General features: G+C 65.5%; 14 protein-coding genes. 6 read left to right on the top strand and 8 right to left on the bottom strand.

All coding sequences use genetic code 11. The annotated features are described in order from the left end of the window. Positions 1 to 299 precede the first annotated feature (299 nt). From ACZ6YI_RS17085 to ACZ6YI_RS17075, 3 genes are all read left to right on the top strand, one after another. Positions 300 to 1,802, top strand: coding sequence for a substrate-binding domain-containing protein (locus ACZ6YI_RS17085; RefSeq protein WP_465779707.1), 1,503 nt, complete (start codon positions 300 to 302; stop codon positions 1,800 to 1,802). Positions 1,803 to 1,953: 151 nt separating this feature from the next. Further along, positions 1,954 to 2,655, top strand: coding sequence for an HAD family hydrolase (locus ACZ6YI_RS17080; RefSeq protein WP_465779706.1), 702 nt, complete (start codon positions 1,954 to 1,956; stop codon positions 2,653 to 2,655). 66 nt (positions 2,656 to 2,721) lie between these two features. Continuing rightward, positions 2,722 to 4,098, top strand: coding sequence for a leucyl aminopeptidase family protein (locus tag ACZ6YI_RS17075; RefSeq protein ID WP_465779705.1), 1,377 nt, complete (start codon positions 2,722 to 2,724; stop codon positions 4,096 to 4,098). A gap of 136 nt (positions 4,099 to 4,234) precedes the next feature. On the opposite strand, the gene ACZ6YI_RS17070 is transcribed toward ACZ6YI_RS17075, so the two are convergent. The 3 genes from ACZ6YI_RS17070 to ACZ6YI_RS17060 all read right to left on the bottom strand — a co-directional run bounded on the left by ACZ6YI_RS17070 (position 4,235) and on the right by ACZ6YI_RS17060 (position 6,584). After that, a complete protein-coding gene (locus tag ACZ6YI_RS17070; protein WP_465779704.1) occupies positions 4,235 to 4,573 on the bottom strand; it encodes a hypothetical protein in 339 nt (112 codons plus the stop codon). Positions 4,574 to 4,825: 252 nt separating this feature from the next. Next, entirely contained in the window at positions 4,826 to 5,953 is a 1,128-nt protein-coding gene (locus tag ACZ6YI_RS17065) for a hypothetical protein (protein ID WP_465779703.1), read from the bottom strand. A gap of 151 nt (positions 5,954 to 6,104) precedes the next feature. Next, entirely contained in the window at positions 6,105 to 6,584 is a 480-nt protein-coding gene (locus ACZ6YI_RS17060; RefSeq protein WP_440325250.1) for a DUF4019 domain-containing protein, read from the bottom strand. Between the two features lie 156 nt (positions 6,585 to 6,740). On the opposite strand from ACZ6YI_RS17060, the gene ACZ6YI_RS17055 reads away from it, so the two are divergent. The 3 genes from ACZ6YI_RS17055 to ACZ6YI_RS17045 all read left to right on the top strand — a co-directional run bounded on the left by ACZ6YI_RS17055 (position 6,741) and on the right by ACZ6YI_RS17045 (position 8,541). After that, on the top strand, positions 6,741 to 7,064 hold the full coding sequence (locus tag ACZ6YI_RS17055; RefSeq protein ID WP_465779702.1) for a hypothetical protein: 324 nt from the start codon (positions 6,741 to 6,743) through the stop codon (positions 7,062 to 7,064). A 336-nt stretch (positions 7,065 to 7,400) separates the two neighbouring features. Further along, entirely contained in the window at positions 7,401 to 7,760 is a 360-nt protein-coding gene (locus ACZ6YI_RS17050) for a hypothetical protein (protein ID WP_465779701.1), read from the top strand. A gap of 1 nt (position 7,761) precedes the next feature. After that, a complete protein-coding gene (locus ACZ6YI_RS17045) occupies positions 7,762 to 8,541 on the top strand; it encodes a hypothetical protein (RefSeq protein ID WP_465779700.1) in 780 nt (259 codons plus the stop codon). 73 nt (positions 8,542 to 8,614) lie between these two features. On the opposite strand, the gene ACZ6YI_RS17040 is transcribed toward ACZ6YI_RS17045, so the two are convergent. The 5 genes from ACZ6YI_RS17040 to ACZ6YI_RS17020 form a co-directional block, all read right to left on the bottom strand. Beyond that, positions 8,615 to 9,283 carry a hypothetical protein gene (locus ACZ6YI_RS17040; RefSeq protein ID WP_465779699.1) on the bottom strand — a complete coding sequence of 223 codons (669 nt, stop codon included), beginning with the start codon at positions 9,281 to 9,283 and terminating at the stop codon, positions 8,615 to 8,617. Positions 9,284 to 9,383: 100 nt separating this feature from the next. Next, on the bottom strand, positions 9,384 to 9,974 hold the full coding sequence (locus tag ACZ6YI_RS17035) for a hypothetical protein (RefSeq protein WP_465779698.1): 591 nt from the start codon (positions 9,972 to 9,974) through the stop codon (positions 9,384 to 9,386). A gap of 38 nt (positions 9,975 to 10,012) precedes the next feature. Then, positions 10,013 to 10,723 carry an SIMPL domain-containing protein gene (locus ACZ6YI_RS17030; protein WP_465779697.1) on the bottom strand — a complete coding sequence of 237 codons (711 nt, stop codon included), beginning with the start codon at positions 10,721 to 10,723 and terminating at the stop codon, positions 10,013 to 10,015. A 137-nt stretch (positions 10,724 to 10,860) separates the two neighbouring features. After that, entirely contained in the window at positions 10,861 to 12,336 is a 1,476-nt protein-coding gene (trpE, locus tag ACZ6YI_RS17025; RefSeq protein WP_465779696.1) for an anthranilate synthase component I, read from the bottom strand. 160 nt (positions 12,337 to 12,496) lie between these two features. Further along, entirely contained in the window at positions 12,497 to 17,692 is a 5,196-nt protein-coding gene (locus tag ACZ6YI_RS17020) for an autotransporter domain-containing protein (protein ID WP_465779695.1), read from the bottom strand. Positions 17,693 to 17,864 lie beyond the last annotated feature (172 nt).

Genomic DNA, 17,864 nt, shown 5'->3' with positions numbered 1-17,864 from the left:
TAAAAGATCTCCCGGGGCGGGGTCACGGGGGGCGTTTTTTTGTGGGGGCGGGGGGGGGGGGGGGGGGGGGGGGGGGGGGGGCCCCCCCGCCCCCCCCCCCCCGCTCCCACAACCGCCCGGCAACCCCAGCAATAGAGGGAGGCTGTCTGCCTTTCTCATGAGACTTTTCTTCCTACAGCCTACGTTCTGTTTGGCCCCGGCAGGATGCTGAATGACGTCCATGGTGCGCGCGGGGCCCTTATGGCCCACAATTGCGGCCCAAATCAGCCACCCCGTTCGTTTCGGAGCTCTTGCCGTCCATGTCTCTTCGTCTCACGCGCCTGCTTACCGCCACGCTGATCGGCCTTAGCGCCTCCGCCACCGCCCTCGCTGCAGGGCCGCAACTGATCTGGCGTGGTGATGTCACCACCGCGCGTGGCGTCGTCACCGACGTGGCCAAGGCCTGGGAGAAATCCGGCAAGGGCAAGTTCGAGCTGCAGCCGTTCAACACGGCCTCGGGTATCGATGCGGTGGCTTCCGGTACGGCGGACCTCGCCGGCTCGGCCCGCCCGGGCATCGGTGGCAAGGAGCAGTCGCTGACCTTCACCCCGGTGGCGTGGGACGGCCTGGTGATGGTCACCTACCCTTCCAACCCGGTCAGCAACATCACCCTGATGCAGCTGCACGAGATCTACATGGGCCACATCACCAACTGGAAGGAGCTCGGTGGCGATGACGCGCCGATCAACCTCTACGCGGTGGCGAGCCCGGGCGATGGCGTCGAGTGGAGCCTGCGCCGCCTGCTGTTCGGCCGCGGCAACCAGCCGGTGGCCGCGCCGCGCCTGTACGTGAACCAGTCGAAGCTGGAAGAAGGCGTGACGCTCGATCGCCGCGGCCTGGGTGCCACCACCCTCGCCGGCGCGGGCAACAACCCGAAGCTGAAGTTGCTCTCGATCGATGGCGTGAAGCCGTCGGCCTCGACCGTCGCCAGCGGCGCCTACCCGCTGTACACCGAGCTCTACCTGGTCAGCAACGATGCCAGCCCGAAGGCGGCGGACGTGAAGGAGTTCCTGACCTTCGTGACCTCGAACCAGGCCGGCTCGATCCTGAAGGCACATAACCTGCTGCCGTACGCCGATGGCACCGCGCTGGCCGCCGCCGACGCTGGCCGCCGCGCCAAGATCGCTTCGACCGTGGGCACCCGCGCCAATGTCGGCCAGACGATGACGACGCCGACCGTCGCCGCCGCTGCCGCACCGGCCGCTGCCTCGGAAGCCGCGAAGGAAGCGGTGAAGGCCGCGCCGGCGGTCGCCAAGGGCAAAGCCGCGGCTGCCACGAAGGCCGCTGCCGCTGCCTCGGCTGCCGAAGCCTCGCCGTTCGCCCATATCGTCGCCAGCGTCACGACCACCGCCCACCAGGGCTTCAGCGGCGTCCGCAGCGATGCGTTCACTGCTTCGGACAACGCCAAGATCGGCGGCAAGTTCGCGAAGGTCACCGGCGATGCCGTGACCGTCGCCGGCAAGAACACCGCCAAGCCGGCCGTGGATTCCAGCGAGAAGTCGAACAAGGTGGAAACGCCGAAGGTCGCCGCGGAGCCGAAGCCGGCTGCGAAGGCTGCGGCCGCGCCCGCGCCGAAGGCTGTCGTCGCCAAGGCGGAGGCGAAGCCGGCCGCTGGCAACAAGACCTACAAGGTCGCCGCCGGTGACACGCTGTATTCCATCGCGAAGAAGAACAACGTCGACGTCAACCAGCTCCGCGCCATGAACGGGCTGAAGGACAACAACGTGAAGCTCGGCCAGACCCTCAAGGTCTCCGCCCGCTAAACCTGTGGGAGCGTGCTTGCACGCGATGCTCTTGCCCCGAGGCAACCGGCTATCGCGTGCAAGCACGCTCCCACAAGAGCTGTTCCAACCTGTTCTGCTGCTTTTCTGTGGGAGCGCGCTTGCGCGCGATGTCCCCGCCACGGACACCCCAATGCTCCCCATCCGCGCCATCACCCTCGACCTCGATGACACGCTCTGGCCTGTCCTGCCGGCCCTGATCGAGGCCGAGCATTGCGTGGATCGCTGGCTGAAGGAGCACCACCCGACCGTCGCGACGCAGTGGCCGATCGAGGCGATGCGCGAGTTGCGTGAGAAGGTGGCGCGCGAACACACCCACCTCGCCCACGATTTCAGCGAGCAGCGGCGGATCACCATCCGCCAGGCCTTCGAGGCCTGTGGCATCGACGATGCCCCAGTGGATGCCCTGTGGCGCATCTATTACGCGGCGCGCAACAACGTCGAGCTCTATCCGGATAGCCTTCCCGCCCTGGAACGCATAGCGGCGAAGATGCCGATCGTCAGCATCTCCAACGGCAACGCCGACCTGGAAGTGATCGGCCTGCACCACCTCTTCCATACCCGGATCAACGCGATCGGTGCCGGCGTCGCCAAGCCCGATCCCAAGATTTTTCTTGCCGCCGCCGAGGCGCTGGACCTGCCGCCTGCGCAGATCCTTCACGTAGGTGATGACCCGCTCCTGGACGTGGTCGGCGCCCGCGAGGCCGGTATGCCAACGGTCTGGCTCAACCGAACGGGTGAAAAGTGGTCTCACGGCCCGGCGCCGGACCTCGAATTTGCGGATATGCACGGCCTTGCCGATTGGCTTGACGATTCTTCCCGCCTGGACGGCTAGAATATGGTCGGAATATCAACCAGTCATTGACGCGGCCAACAACTGCCGCGAGGCACGGGAGGCCTGATGTCGCCACTGATCGACCGGAAATCCGGCAAGCGCTCCGTCACCACCATCGAACTCGTGGATGCGGCTTCGATGCCCGCCATGGAGCAGAAGCTAGGTGCGCAGCACCGGCAGTGGCTGGCATCGCTGGGTTTCCGTCCGACAGCCGGCTCCGTCGCCGTCCTTCCGAATAACGCCGGCGCGCTCTCGCGCGTGATCGTGGGCGTGGACCGCAAGGAACCGTTCTCCGTGCTCGGCGGCCTGCCGCAGCGCCTGCCGGAAGGCATCTACCAGCTCGCCGAAGATTCGATCGTGGAAGACCGCGAACTGGTCGCGCTGGGTTGGGCGATGGGTGCGTACCGTTTCGAGCGTTACCGCAAGGCCGGCCGTCCGGTCGCGCAGCTGCTGGTCGAACCGGCGACGCTGCGCGCGGTGCAGCCGCTGATGGAAGCGGTGTTCGAAGTGCGCGACCTGGTGAACACGCCGACCGAGGACATGGGCCCGGCGGATCTTTCCGCGGCCATCCATGCGCACGCGAACGAGCACAAGGCGAAGGTGCGTGAGTGGGTCGGCGAGGAACTGCTCGCGAACAACTTCCCGACGATCCACGCGGTGGGCCGTGCGAGCCATCGCGAGCCGCGCCTCATCGAGCTGACCTGGGGCAAGAATTCCAACCCGAAGCTGGTGATCGTCGGCAAGGGCGTCTGCTTCGACACCGGCGGCCTGGACATCAAGCCGTCCGATGGCATGCGCTGGATGAAGAAGGACATGGGCGGCGCCGCCCACGCCATCGCCCTCGCCGGCCTGGTGATGAAGGCGCGCCTGCCGGTGCGCCTCACCCTGCTGGTGCCTGCGGTGGAGAACGCGATCGCCGGTAATGCCATGCGCCCGGGCGAAGTCATTCGCACCCGCGCGGGCCACACGGTGGAAGTGGACAACACCGATGCCGAAGGCCGCCTGGTGCTGTGCGATGCGCTCGCCTTCGCGGTGGAGCAGTCGCCCGACCTGATCGTGGATTTCGCGACGCTCACCGGCGCCGCACGCGTGGCGCTCGGCCCCGAGCTGCCGGCGCTGTTCACCAACCGCGACCAGCTCGCCGATGAAGTGATCGGCGCGGCGGAATCCGTCGACGACCCGATGTGGCGCCTGCCCCTGTGGCGCCCGTACCGCCGCATGCTCGAGTCGTACATCGCCGACTTCGCCAACGCCGGCCCGTCACGCCATGCGGGTGCGATCACCGCGGCGCTGTACCTCGAGCGCTTCGTGCCGGAAAGCCAGAACTGGATGCACCTCGACACCTACGCCTGGAACGACGGCGACCGCCCCGCACACCCACGCGGCGGCGAAGCCCAGGGCCTCCGCGCCTTCTTCAAGTTCCTGTCGAACCGCTATTCCTGAAGCCCCCTGCTCTTGTGGGACCTGCTGTTGTGGGACCTGTTCTTGTGGGAGTGAGCTTGCGAGCGATGCTCTTCCGCGGGCCCATCGTTCGCAAGCTCACTCCCACAAAATCAGATTCCTGCAGGTCTCCGCCTTCTCAGGCCGCCGGCTCGTCAGGAGCCGGCGCATCCGAAGCCTGCTTCGCCTCCGCCTCGGCACGCTTCTGCTTCACAGCGACCACCGCGCGCAAATTGCGCTCGAGCTCCGCAATGCTCAGCGGAAAATAGCTTTCATCCCGATCGCTGACGCCCCAGCTCGCGATGCGCTTATCAGTGGCACCGACGCCAATCGCAACAAGCGCCGCACGCACCTCTTCCGGCTTCAGGTCGGTCGCCTGCAGGATCAGCTGCCAAAGCCAGTTCATGCGCTGCGGATCCACGCCACGCAGCATCGGCGGGCGCGTGTATTCGCGGACGGGCGTGTCGTGTTCGCTCATGGCAGGGTCCCTGTTGGCCTGCCCGGGAGTATAGACGTGGCGCGGCACGACCGCGCCGGTCCCGACATCCCACCAGAACTGCCCACACCCCGAAAGCCGCATCCTGACCATGCCCACCAAGCCCCTGGGGCCGTTGCGTGGTCCCTGCGAGCCCAGATTGCGCGGGCCCGCCGGCGGCGGCAATTCGGCCGGAGGGGGTAAGCGGTTCGGTCGAGCAGCGAGATCGGGCGATTCCCGGGAAATCGTCCGCCGCTAATGCGACGCCGCCGCCTCGGCCTTCAATATGGATTTGAGTGTCGGGACGCCTGCGAGGTCGAATGTCACCCTTGTCTTCGCACCGCGAACGATCAACTCACCGCCCTGGCCAAGACGACGCGTCAGCCAGTTAGCGTCTGGCCCGGGCATGGGGCGATACGCCCATTGGCCACCTACACAAGATCCATTGAGTAACATTCTTACCCCATCGAGCAGGAACTCTCGATGCGACACCGGTAGACGCGACGAGCATGGCACTGTCGCTTCGGTCGCAACGATCGCGTACGAGACGTCTCCTGCCCGCCCCTCCCAAAGTGCAACAAGCATCAAGCCACTTCCGGAAGATGGGTCGAGTCCATACCCACGATCCGACCATGCGCGCCAGTGAGCGACCCGCGCGATTTCCTTGTGATCCCTCACCTCGCGTTGATAGTTATCGATGGCGTCAATGACTGCATTGACGTGCGCATGTTCGCTGGAAGCTGCAGCAGCGTCCTCAGCCTCGAACATCGTCTTTAGCACCGGAAGTCCGGAGAGATCGAACGTCGCCGTGAGGTCCCTGGTCCTCACTTCCATCTGCCCACCCTTCTCCACACGACGTTCCAGCAATGCCTTGCCTGCGGCCCCCACGGGGAGATAGACGAGCAGATCGCCCACACACCTCCCCTCGAACGACATACGTACGCCATCAAGGGCGAAGGTCATACGCGGTGCAGTCGGCAGCTTGACGCAGGGCGCCGCTGAGGCCTTCAGCGTGATGCCATACGACCTGGCACCGGGCCGCTCGCCGCGGAACGCAAACATGCCGACGCCCGTCCCACGTAACGGGTCGAGCCTATAGCCACCGGCTGGCCAGGCCACCCAGAAGGAGGCGGGGTTATCGCTGTCATGTTGTCGCGATACGAGCTGATACCGCACCAAGGCATCGACGACGTCTTTCGACTGTGCTTCGACGGGCGAATTCCCACGACCCTGAGCATCCTGACTCACAGCGGCAATTTCAGTTCCCTGAGCCATATTCGCCATACAGCAGGCGACGCAAAGGAGGGTTCGAATTAATCCGTGGCCGCGTCCGTTGCCGGACGAGCCATTCCACGTTCCCAATAGAGATCGATGCATCAACACCAGAGGGCCACCCTCGGATGAGATCCAAGGTGGGCTGGCATGTCCCGGCACGCTCATCGCTTCCCCGTGCACCGGCACACTCGCCGGCGTTCGCGAAATCTATTAAGGGGTTGGCAAGGGTGTCAACGGGGATAAGGGGCGTGGTGCCCCGTCACTGCACGAACGAGATCTCGCGCTGCACCGGCCGGATCACATAACCCACGGGCAACCAGCCTTCCTTCCCTGGCGCCAGCGACACGGTCTCGAACAGCACCGCCTTGGCGTAATGGGCAAGGAAGATCACGTTGAGGTAATCACCGGCGGGCAAGCCGACCGGGTCCCGGACGCGGGCCATCTCGAACCACTCGCGCCCGACGAGCACGCCACGGTCTAGTCGGATCTTCCGCAGGTACCGCACCCAGTCGGCCCGCGGCACCATCCGCTGCATCATCGCCCCGGCCTCCAGCCACATGGCATCGGGCCGGCGGGCATCGGAAAGCTGCACCCAGTGCTGGGCGGAGGCCAGGGCCTTGTCCAGGGACTTCGGCTGCGGCCCGATCCGCGGCGCATTGGCCACGGTAAGCATCGCGCCCAGGGGGCTCGCCGCCGGCCGGGCGACCGGGGCTTTTCGAACAGGTGCCGTGGCGCTCATTGGGAAACTCCCCCGAGGGTACGCCACCAGCTTGGGCGCCCCGGGGGGATGCGGCAATTCGGCCAGAAGGGCTACCCGATTCGGCCACCCGGGGACCGGATACCATGACGTCGGCGCCACCCACCTACGCGGCGTGTGTTCCTACCAGGAGTTCCGATGGCCTTCCCGTCAGATCGCGAGACCCTATCGCTACGAGAACTCTACGATGGTGCGAACTATGGGGACGTGATGGACTTCGAGCGGTTCGATGAGCTGCTCACCCATGTCGCGCAGGAAGTAGAGATCCCGGCGGGGAAGTTGAGGATCACGGATCGCTTCGATCACGAACTGAAGCCTGACTGGCTTCACGCGTGGGATTCCGGCCTTGCGATGTTGGCGTTCGATATCGAAGACGGCCTTAAGCGACACAAGAGAAAAGGCGAGAAGGTCAATCTCTGGACCGTCGACGATTATCTCCGCCTGATGAACGAGCTCCACTGACCGCGAGCGTCGCACCTCGCGCTCCACTCCGTAGGAGCCCACCCTGTGGGCGACACCTTTCGCGAAACAGCCACAAGAGCTGATGCTCTCGGGCGAACGGCGTCGCCTAACGGGTGGCCTCCTACGTCGGCGGTATAGGTCTTGACCACCAGGCTGGGCTACCCGATTCGGTCATCGCGGGCGGGAGCCCTACATAGGGCATCGATATCCATCTCCCTACCCTACATCTTGCGTCGCCAAGTGCTCACGCAAAGAGGATCCCACCGCCGCTAATCGAAAGCCCACCCGATTTATAGCCTTCTATTCGCTCAATGACGGGCGATCTGAGGACCAGACATGAAGGGAAAAGTTTTACTTGCCCTGGCGGGATTGCTGATCAGCGCGGAATCCGTGGCGGGTGTGAAATCACTGAGCCGCGCGAACTGCATTGTGGGCGTCGTGAACGAATCGGTTACGTATGACCGCCCGGCCATGGCTAGCCACCACATGTACACCATGAGTAACCACGTTGGCTTCGGCGCCATTGCGGGCCACGACATCACCACGGACTGGGCCCAAACCTGGCGCTCATATGCCGGTGACGTTGGCGATAGCAATAAGAACACCGTTCGCGGGCTCCACATTTTTGGCGACAACATGTCCGAGCTCACCTTTGAGCGGACGATGGCGACCGACTGCAATCTGAAGGAGTGGTGATATGACGATAGGAACTGCAGCGCTCACCCTGTTCATCGCGGGCACCGCACCGGTAAATGCGGAGCGTGTGTCTCCCATTTCAACGGTTGCTCCCGCCTCTTCCCTCGTGTCCGATCAAAGCCGGGCGAAAGCCCTGGAATCGGGCCTGGACCTTCGCCGCGTTTCGACCCAACCGGGCGTGCATATCGTCCCGCTTGATGCATCCCCATACACGGGTGAACTCGCCGCACGTATCCGGCGCGACGTGCAGATGCAGGCCGAGCAAGGAAGTTTTCTCTCGTCTGAGGCGCCAGCTCTCAATGCGCGCGCCTCTGGAAGCCCGGCAAGGAGCCGCATCGACCGTTGGCTCGACAAGACCTACCCGTCGATCGAGTTGGCCCGGCCATCCCTTCGGTACGAACCCGTCTCGGTATCGCAGACCGCGCTTGCCACCGTCCGTTTGAGCGAGGTCTACCCGAGCGGCAAGCTGCACGAAGGGCTATGGAGCGGCGTCACCCGAGCGTGGTCTGTTGCGGGGCTGGGTGATGTGCAACTAAGTGAAGCCGAGCACCGGGAATCGGGCACGTCGATTACGCTGATTCGCGAATGGCTGAACACCGAGGTGGCTGGCTTTCCCGCCACGTTGAAGACGGCTCGCGATAGCACCGGCGGCGCGGTTGTCTCCATTGCCTGGGTAACCGACACGACGTCCTACAAGCTGGAGCTCCGGCCGCTCGACGCCTCGGCGATCAAAGCTAATGAGGCATGGATCATGGAGGTGGCCAACAACATCGGCCACTGATTGAAGCAACCCTGTGGGAGCGCGCTTGCGCGCGATCGCGCGCAAGCGCGCTCCCACAACTGCTGGCCGAGCTTCAGCGCTTGCCGAACGCCAATACGTCGGCGGTATAGGTTTCGACCACCAGGCTGAAGGGCTGGTTGGCCTCGTTGTACAGGACGGCACGGTGACGAAGGACGTCATGGGGAATGGCCAGAGGCCCCTGCCCCGCCGCAGGCAACGGCGCGTCCATTTCCCAACCCTTCGGCAGCGGCGACCAGAGCAGGTCGGCGCTCATGGTCTGGCGGCGGAAATGCAGGGGCTGCACGACCTTCCCAAACGGCTCGTCTGTGGAGTCGAGCACCTGGTTCATTTCGGGCGTGAGCCGGGCCGGGACATACCAGTTGTCCGCCTCCGACAGCACGAGCTTGCCGCAGGCGAGTTGGACGCGACGGTAGCGCACCGGCTCGTCAGCACTGATCCCCAGGGCCGCGCGGTCTTCAGCCGCGAGCGGCTTGTCCTGACCCTTCACCCGGTGCGCCACGATCTTCGCCTCCGGCGCCAGCCCATGCTCGCCACACCAACGCTCAAGGGTGAGCGTGGCACTGGGATGGCTGAGCAGGTCGGCGTTGAGCGATTCCAGCAGCGCCAGCACCTGGGTGCGCGAGGCGACGTCGTTGGTAAACGGCGTGCGCGCTTCCGAAGGCGATGACACCGTCGCCATGACAGCGATGGAACCGGCGGCAATGATTTTCTTGGTGACCATCTCAAAACACCCGCGGGGTTCTTATATTCACTGGGACCAGCTCACCAAGGATACTCCCCGGCAAAATAGCGGCCAAGCGGGATCTCAGGCGAACGCCGACCTACACGGGTGGCTCATCTTCGACGGACATGTTCATTAGCTCATTGAGCTTGTCACGGATGGCCGCGCTTTCCGGCAACCACGCTGGCGTCGCTTTGTAGGCTATTTCGAAGGCTTGCCTGGCTCGCATCGCATCGTCTTTTGCGTCGATCAGCGATGCCTTCATCAAAAGCATGGGCCAGACAAGGCGGCTGTCCTTGAATCCACGCTTCAGTTCGTCCTCGCTGACCGCTTCGTGTCTGCGCCAGCGCCGAATCAATTCAGGCACGCCACCTCGGAGGGCAGTGGCTACCCGTGCCTCGCTACCGATCCACGCCAGTGCCTCGTCCACGGGCTGGGTGGTCTGGGCATCACGGACGACAACGCCTTCCCGCTCAGCCAGCCAGAAGAACGCCGCGATCGCGTAGGGATCTTTCCGAAAGCAGGCCTGCGCGAGATAGAAGCCGATGCGGCACTTCCGGCAGAACGCGCATCGCCCGCGCTTTTTAAGCAACGCCTCCTGCGCCGTCGCCAGCTGCGCAGGACTGGATAGCAGCCCGCCCTGGCGTAAGGCCAGGGCGGCCATGACAGGAAAGCACAGGTAGTGGGTCACGTTGGGCTAAATCAGCAGCAGCGGCGTCATCGAGACGATCAAGGTTTGGCGGTATCTAGCAGGAACGTCGCGTAGATGCTGCTTTCCTTCTTCAGGCTGCCAACTTCCAGATCGATGGATGGCGCGATCTTGTTTGCTGAAACGACGACGCTATCGAGTGAATCGGCAGAGTAGCCACCGTTGCGCGCGTTGGGTTGGTCGGAGACCGTGTATAGCGCACCGAGCTTCACACCGTAGGCCTTGGCGATCCGCTGTGCATTGCGCTGGGTATCACGCATCGCTTCCTCGCGGAGTTCGGAGTCAATCGCCGTCCGGTCACTTCGGGACATGGATGTACTGACGACCTGCAATTCTTCGCCAGCACTATCGAGGCTGTCGATGAAATGGCGCAGGTCGTCGATGCGCGTAAAGGTGGCGGACGCGGTCCGGGTCACCTCTGAGCCGTCATAGACCGGCCTGTCGTCCACGTAAATGGTATGGGGCCCGATCGAGAACGTTGAGGCATCAAGGGACTCAGGGAGCGCGTGGTTGGCGCGGAAGCCGGCCATAACCTTGGCCATAAGCTCTTCCACCTGGGCCCGCGCCTTCGCCGGCTTGGGGTCCGAGGCCTCGACCTTGATGTTGATACTGAAACGATCCGGCTGCACCAGCCGCTCGGCATGGCCGGCGACATCGATATGCGGTGCGGTTTGCGCAAATGCCAGCATGGGAATGGTGGCGAACGAGATAGCAACGATGCGAGCTTTCATGAATTACCGGACTCCCTGGTGGTCATGTTGGACTGCTGCACTGCGTTCTTGCTTCTTCCATCTGTGGGAGCGCGCTTGCGCGCGATGGGGTTACGGCAACGTCCATCGCGCGCAAGCGCGCTCCCACAACAGCGTGTTTATAGGCCCTTGGCGGCTTGGGCTACTGCGCGGAATAGGGCCCTGCCTTTGTTCATCGTTTCTTCCCACTCGGCGGCCGGGTCGGAGTCGTAGACGACGCCGCCGCCGGCCTGTACGTGCAGGCGGCCGTCCTGGATGACGGCGGTGCGGATCGCGATCGCGGTATCCGCATCGCCCCACCAGCCGAGCCAGCCGATGGCGCCGGCGTAGATGTTGCGCTTGAAGGGTTCGAGTTCCTGGATGATTTCCAGCGCGCGGATCTTCGGCGCACCACTGACGGTGCCGGCCGGGAAGGTCGCCTTGATCACGTCCATGTAGGACATGCCGTCCTTGATGTCGCCTTCGACCTGCGAAACGATGTGCATGACGTGGGAGTAGCGCTCCACCACGAACGACTCGGCGAGTTCGACGGTACCCGTCTGGCTCACGCGGCCTACGTCATTACGGCCGAGGTCGATGAGCATGAGGTGCTCGGCGCGTTCCTTCGGATCGGCGAGCAGCTCGGTCTCGAGTGCGATGTCCTCGGCTTCATCCTTGCCACGGCGGCGCGTGCCGGCGATGGGACGCAGCACGACGCGGCCGTTCTTCAGGCGAACGAGGATCTCCGGCGAGGAGCCGACGATCTGCGTGGGGCCGATGTCGATGAAGAACATGTATGGCGATGGGTTCATCGCGCGCAGGGCGCGGTACACGTCGACCGGACGGGCGTTGAAGCCGATGCTCAGGCGCTGCGACGGCACCACCTGGAAGATATCGCCCGCGCGGATGTATTCCTGCGCGGTGCGGACCATGTTCTCGTATTCCTCGCGGGTAAACGAGGATTTGAAATCGGATTCGTCGAGCGCGGCCGGCTGCAGCATCTGCGGGTAGCTGACGCCACCCTGGCGCAGGCGGAAGGTCAGCGCATCGAGGCGGCGCACGGCTTCGGCGTAGGCCTGCGGGCGCGACGGGTCAGCGTGGACGATGAGGTACAGGCGGCCCTTGAGGTTGTCGAACACGGCCAGCTCATCGGCGAGCATGAGCAGCACGTCGGGCGTGCCCAGCTCATCCTTCTTGTCCCACTGCGCCAGGCGCTCTTCGATATAGCCGATCGTCTCGAACCCGAAGTAACCCACGAGGCCGCCGGTGAAGTCCGGCAGGCCCGGCAGCTTCGGCACCTCGTACTGCTTGCGCAGCACCTCGATCTCGGCGAGCGGATCCTCGAGGTGGCGGGTCTCGACGACCTCGCCGTTCTCCTCCACCTCCAGCTCATGCCCGCGCAGGCGGTACACCCGGCGCGCCGGCAGGCCGATCATGGAATGGCGGCCCCAGGTCGCCCCACCCTCGACCGATTCGAACAGGAAGGTATACGGGCCATCGGCCAGCTTCAGGTAGACCGACAGCGGGGTATCGAGATCGGAAAACACCTCGCGCACCAAGGGGATACGGGTAAAGCCCTGGGCGGCGTAGGCATCGAACTGTTCGCGGGAAATCATGGGGTCTCGGGGCTGACCGGGGGTGACCATCGATTGTAGGGCCAATGGGGCTGAGTGCCCTACCCGCCCATCCCGGTTGCCCCTCCCGTAGGAGCCCGCCCGAAAAAAAAGGGGACGCCATCGCTGGCGCCCCCTTCTACTTTCACCGCCTAACCGCGGTTTACCACTTCACCTCGAGCGCCATCCGCGCGCCCTGGTCCTTCGCGCCGCCACCGAAGAGGCCGTGGTAGCTCGCGCTGACCGTGGTGTTGCGTGCCACGGCGAAGGTAAAGCCCGCATCGGCGAGGCCCGCGTGGCGTGCCAGCGGCGCACCGGCGACGGTGAAGGCATCACCACCCACGGCGAAGCGCTGCGTGTCGTACGGACGCACATCGCCCCAGGCCTGCTGGTAGGCCAGCGTGGCGTGGGCCGAGATGCCCTCGCCGAGCGCCAGCGTGCCGCGCAGACCGGCGCTGCCGACGGTCACGCCATCGTCCTGGCCCTGCACATCGAGCGCCGCATCGCTGTTGCGCTCATGGATCGCATCCTGCTTCAGCTGCACGCGCGCCACGTTCACGAAGGGCATCAGCGAGCCCTGCGCGAAGGTGAAGCGGTAGCCGCCATCCAGGTAGGCCTGCGCGGTGGTCGCGTCATAGCGCGCCGACGCATTGCCGGCGAGACCATCGACGCCGACGCGGCGGTGGCTTTCCAGACGGTTCCAGCCGTACATCGCACCGGCCTGCCATTCAAACGCACCGGCCGCACCGGCGGCGTAGAGGCCCGCCACGCGCGAGTGACCCTGCACGCTATCGTTGCCGCTGCGTGCGGTGAGGTTACCCGTGCCCACCGTGCCGCCAAGCGTCACGCCGCTGATCTCGCGATCGGCGCCGACCAGCAGGCCGCCGCCGTTGCTGCGCAGGCGATCCACGCCGGCGCTGCCATCACGATCACCCCAGTGGCCCCAGGCCGAAGCCCACGCGCCGTTGGCCGACTGGCCTTCGCCCGTGCCGAGCAGGTGACGCTGCACCGTCTCGCGGACCTGGCGTGCATCGTCGACCATGGCCGTGCGTGCGGATGCCAGCGAGACACCCGCGAGCTGGCCGAGCGCCGGCGGCACGTCCGCCGCCTGCAGGGCGACCACCGCGTCGTACACCGACACGCCCGAACCCTGCGATTCGATCGCATCGGCCGTGGCCGCCTGGTTGGCATTGACCGCCAGCGAACGGAAGCTGGTGTCGTTGCGCAGCAGGTCGAGGTAGACGTGGTTGGCGTCGTAGCTCAGCGTCGGCGTAAGGAACGCCAGATCCGACGTGAGCGTGCCGAAGGTGCCCTGCACGCCGCCGTTGGCGGTGAGGATCGTGTAACGCGTCTGCGGCAGGTAGTTGCCCGTGCCCTGCAGCGAACGCACGGTGGCGCCGCCGAGGGTGGCGCTGCCGGTGGCAGTCACCGTATCGCTGGTGCCATCCGGCGCGGTGTTGACCACATAGGTGGAACCGTTGGCGAAGGCGAGGTTGCCGGCCACGTCGAAACGACCGATCGCCGCATCGCCGCCCGGGGTCATGCTCGTACCGCTGTTGACCGTGACCTGGCCGAGCTTGCCCGCGCCGGTGAGCACGGCGTTCTGCGCCAGCACCAGCGAGCCGCCGAGGCTGCCGGTGAGGTTCAGCACGCCGCCCGCAACCTGGGTGGTGCCGGTGAAAGCGCTGCTATCGCCGGTGAGGGTCAGCGTGTTGCCGCCGAGCTTCACCACCGTGCCTTCGCCGCTGATCGCGCCGGCAAAGCTGATCGCGTCGCTGCGATCGAAGGCGAGCGTACCGGCGCTCTTGATCGCGACGTTGCCGACGATCGAGCCCGCGGTGGCGCCATCACCCACGATGAGGTTGCCCTGCGACACCGCCGTGCCACCGGTGTAGGTGTTGGCGGCGGTGAGGCGCAGCGTGCCCGTACCGGTCTTGACGATATCGCCCGGCGTGGCGCCATCGACGATCGCGCCGCTGACGGTGGCGGTGGTGCCGGTGGCCACGTCGATGGTCGGATCGCCGTTGACGATGATGCGGTTGGCGAACTTCACGCCATCCTTCGCGAAGCCGAGCACGGTGTTTTCGGCCATGTGCAGGTCGCCGCTGCCGATCGCGTGGTCGCTGTCGGCGACCAGCTTGCCGGCATCGAGCCAGGTACCGCCGGTGAAGCTGTTATCGCCCGACAGGGTCAGCGTGCCGTTGCCAGCCTTGCGCAGGGCACCCTTGCCGCCGACCGTGCCGCCGACGCTGTAAGCGATATCGACATTGATCGTGCCGTTGTCGCCACCGAGCAGGTAGTTGCGCAGGGTGATCTCGCCACCGGTGAAGTGCAGCGTGCCGCCATCCAGGGTGACCACGTTGGACGCGTCGCCGAGGTTGGCATCGGCCCCCACCGCGAGCGTACCGCCGTTGACGGTGACGCCACCGGTGAAGGTGTTGGCACCGGTGAGCACCAGGGTGCCGGTATCGGTCTTGCGCAGGCCATCGCTGCCCATGAGGCTGTTATCGATGGTGGCGGTCATCGCGGCACCCGCCGCGCTGCCATCGCCCACGCGGATGACCGGCGCCGCACCTTCGTCACCGACCAGCTTCAGCACCGCACCACGCAGGTGGTAACCATCGGTCATGAACTGCATGCCCGTCGCGGCCACGTCGCCGGCATCGCCGATGACCGTGACGTTACCCGCCGCGCCACCGAAGATCGCGAAGCCCGGCTGCGGGTTCATGGCGCCGGTCTGCTGACCCTGCGCGTCGGAGAACGTCGCGGCCTGCTTCGACCAGATGCCCGTACCGCCGCCAGCGTGCGTGGCGGAGGCCAGGCCATCGGCGTTCCAGTAGTTCAGGGTAAGGTTGCCCTGGTTGATCAGATCGAAGGCATTGGCGTCGGCGAGGTAACGCAGGGTGAGGTTGCTGCCGGTGGGCGTTTCGCCCAGCGATAGCTGGTTGGTGGCGGACGCGGTGCCACCGACGGTCAGGATGCGGTAGACGCCGAGGCCCATGCCGCCGAGGTTGTTCACATCGACGACGCTGTTGCTGAAGTTGGCGTTGCCGGCCACATCGATGCGATCGCTGGTACCGGGCGCGCCGATGTCGATCGCCACGTGGGCGTTCATGAGGCCCAGGCTGCCGACGTTGAGCACGCCGATCTGGTTCATGCCCGGGGCCACGGTGCCGCCGATCACGGAGAGGCCGGCGCCGATCGTGCCAAAGCCACCGATCGTGGTCCCGGCGCTGGTCACCACGCCGCCATCGATCTTCGCTTCGCTGCCCGCGGCCGAGCCGACGACGAGCGTGCCCTCGTTGAGGACCGTAAGGCCCTTCGCCTCGAGCTCGCCATCGATCACCAGGGTGCCGTGGCCGTTCTTGTACAGGCTGGCGGCGCTGATGCCGTCGGCCAGTTCACCCTGCAGGGTGCCGGTATCGCCTTCGGCCACGTTGAACGCGGTATTGCCACGCAGGACGAAGGTATTGGCGAACGCCTGGTTACCGCCAAAGGCGAAGGTGGAGCCATCGAACAGCGAGACCGTGGCGTGGCCGAGCGCACCCTGCGAACCGGCGAGCAGCGTGCCGTAGTTCACATCGATCAGCTGGGTGCTGTTGTTGCCGGCGAGCACCAGGGTGCCGCTGCCGATCTGCGCCAGCTGCTGCACCGAGGCATCACCCTTGTAGACCACGGTATCGGCGCGGTCGAAGGCAAGGCTTGCCGGGGCTTCGCTGGCATTGCTGACATTGCCATCGAGATCACCGTAGGTGCCGCCCTCGCCGATCTGCAACACGCCCTCGATCGCGGTGTTCGCGCTGAGCGTGCCGAGCACGGTCAGGGTGCCGCCCTGCAGCTTGGTGAAGTTATCGACGATGATGTTGCCGCCGAAGGTGTTATCGCCTTCCTGGTCCAGGGTGAGGTTGGGGCTGCCGACGATGAAGCCGGCGCCGACGAGGCCGGTCATGGTCAGTTCCGTACCAGCCAGGTCGAGCGTGCCGCCGATCCCGATCGCATAGTTGCCCGTCGGGCCGTTGTGCAGGATGAGCACGCCGCCCTGCACGTTGGTGGTGCCGCGGTACTTGCTGCGCTGGATTTCGAGCACGCCCTCACCGGTCTTGGTGATGCCGGCATCCACCGAGCGCAGGGCCGGCTGCACGGAACCGCCGTAGAACACGCCATCGATGTTGATGCGGTTGTTGGCGGCGATATCGAAGACGGTGTTGCCGCGGCCGAACACCGAGTTGGTGAAGGTCCAGGCCGAGCCATCCGCCGCGTAGGCATTGATCTGGCTGAAACCGTCGATCTCCGAGCTGGTCGTGCCCACGCCCGCGACGGACAGCGAGTTGTTGGAGCCGAGCGAACGGATCGCGCCCGTGGTGTCGCTGCCTTCGACGAGGACGAGGCTGTTGTCGTCACCCGCCATCACCACGGCGTCGTTCTGCGCCTCGTGGTAACCATCCCAACCACCGGCGATGGTGCCGTAGTTCACGATGCTGTTGCTGTTGCCGTTGACCATCAGGCCAACGCCACCCTGGCCGGCGAAAGCCTCCTCGCCCTGCGGCGCGCCGCCGCCACCGATGAGGCTGCCGCGGTTCATCATGTAGTTATGGCTGCCGCTCATCAGCACGCCGGCGCCACCGCCACCGCCGCCACCGCCCAGGCCGCCCACGCCACCCGTGCCACCGACGATGGTCGCCGTGACCGTCGCATCGACGAAGTCGCCGAGCGCCAGGCCCGCGCCACCACCGCCGCCACCGCCACCGCCGCTGGCAAGTTCGAGCTCACCATCGCCGCCCGCGCCGCCGTTACCGCCGGTCATGGTCGCGTCGTAGACGCCGACGTACGTCGTGGTGCCATCGTTTGCGCCCGGCACGAAGATCGCCGCGCCACCGCCACCACCGCCGCCAAGGCCCACGCCGTTGCCGCCATCCATACCCATGGTGACGTCGTTGGCGTGCCAGTTCTGCGAATCAAGCATGAGGCCGGCTTCGCCACCCTCGCCACCAAAGCCGCCCGGCGCGCTCATGCCGGCGCTGCCGTTCACGCCATTGCTGTTGCCCTGCGCGTAGTTCTCAGGACCACCGTGGCCACCGCCCGCGCCGCCGCCATTCGTGCCGGAGCCGGATCCGCCGACGCCGCCATCGATGAACCACGGCGAGCCTTCGTTGCTGTATGCAGGCGCCGACTGCATGGCGAATGCGCCATGGGATGCGAATAGCAACGCGCCACCGATGCACAGCGCGAGCATGGCCTGGCGCGGACGCACCGCGGGGCTGCGTGCACTGGTGCCACCGACGTGACGCGTGGCGATTTCCGGCACGGCCTGGGTGACACCCAGCGCGCGGTTGAAGACGAGACGATAAATACGATTCATTCGAAAATTAATTCCATCCGGGTGACGCAAAAAGTCGGTTTTTGGCGCATAAGGCCTATCGGCGTCGCAACACGCCGAACCGAGCTAAGTGGGAGGTGCGATACGCACGAGGCCTGTGCGCGCCTCGCGGAAACGTTTGCAACGCACATGCCACGGCGCGTGAAGGCCGCTC

The sequence above is a fragment of the Luteibacter sp. NPDC104163 genome (assembly GCF_055584245.1).
Note: the sequence above shows the minus strand (reverse complement) of the source record. Positions and strands in the feature narration are given on the sequence as shown.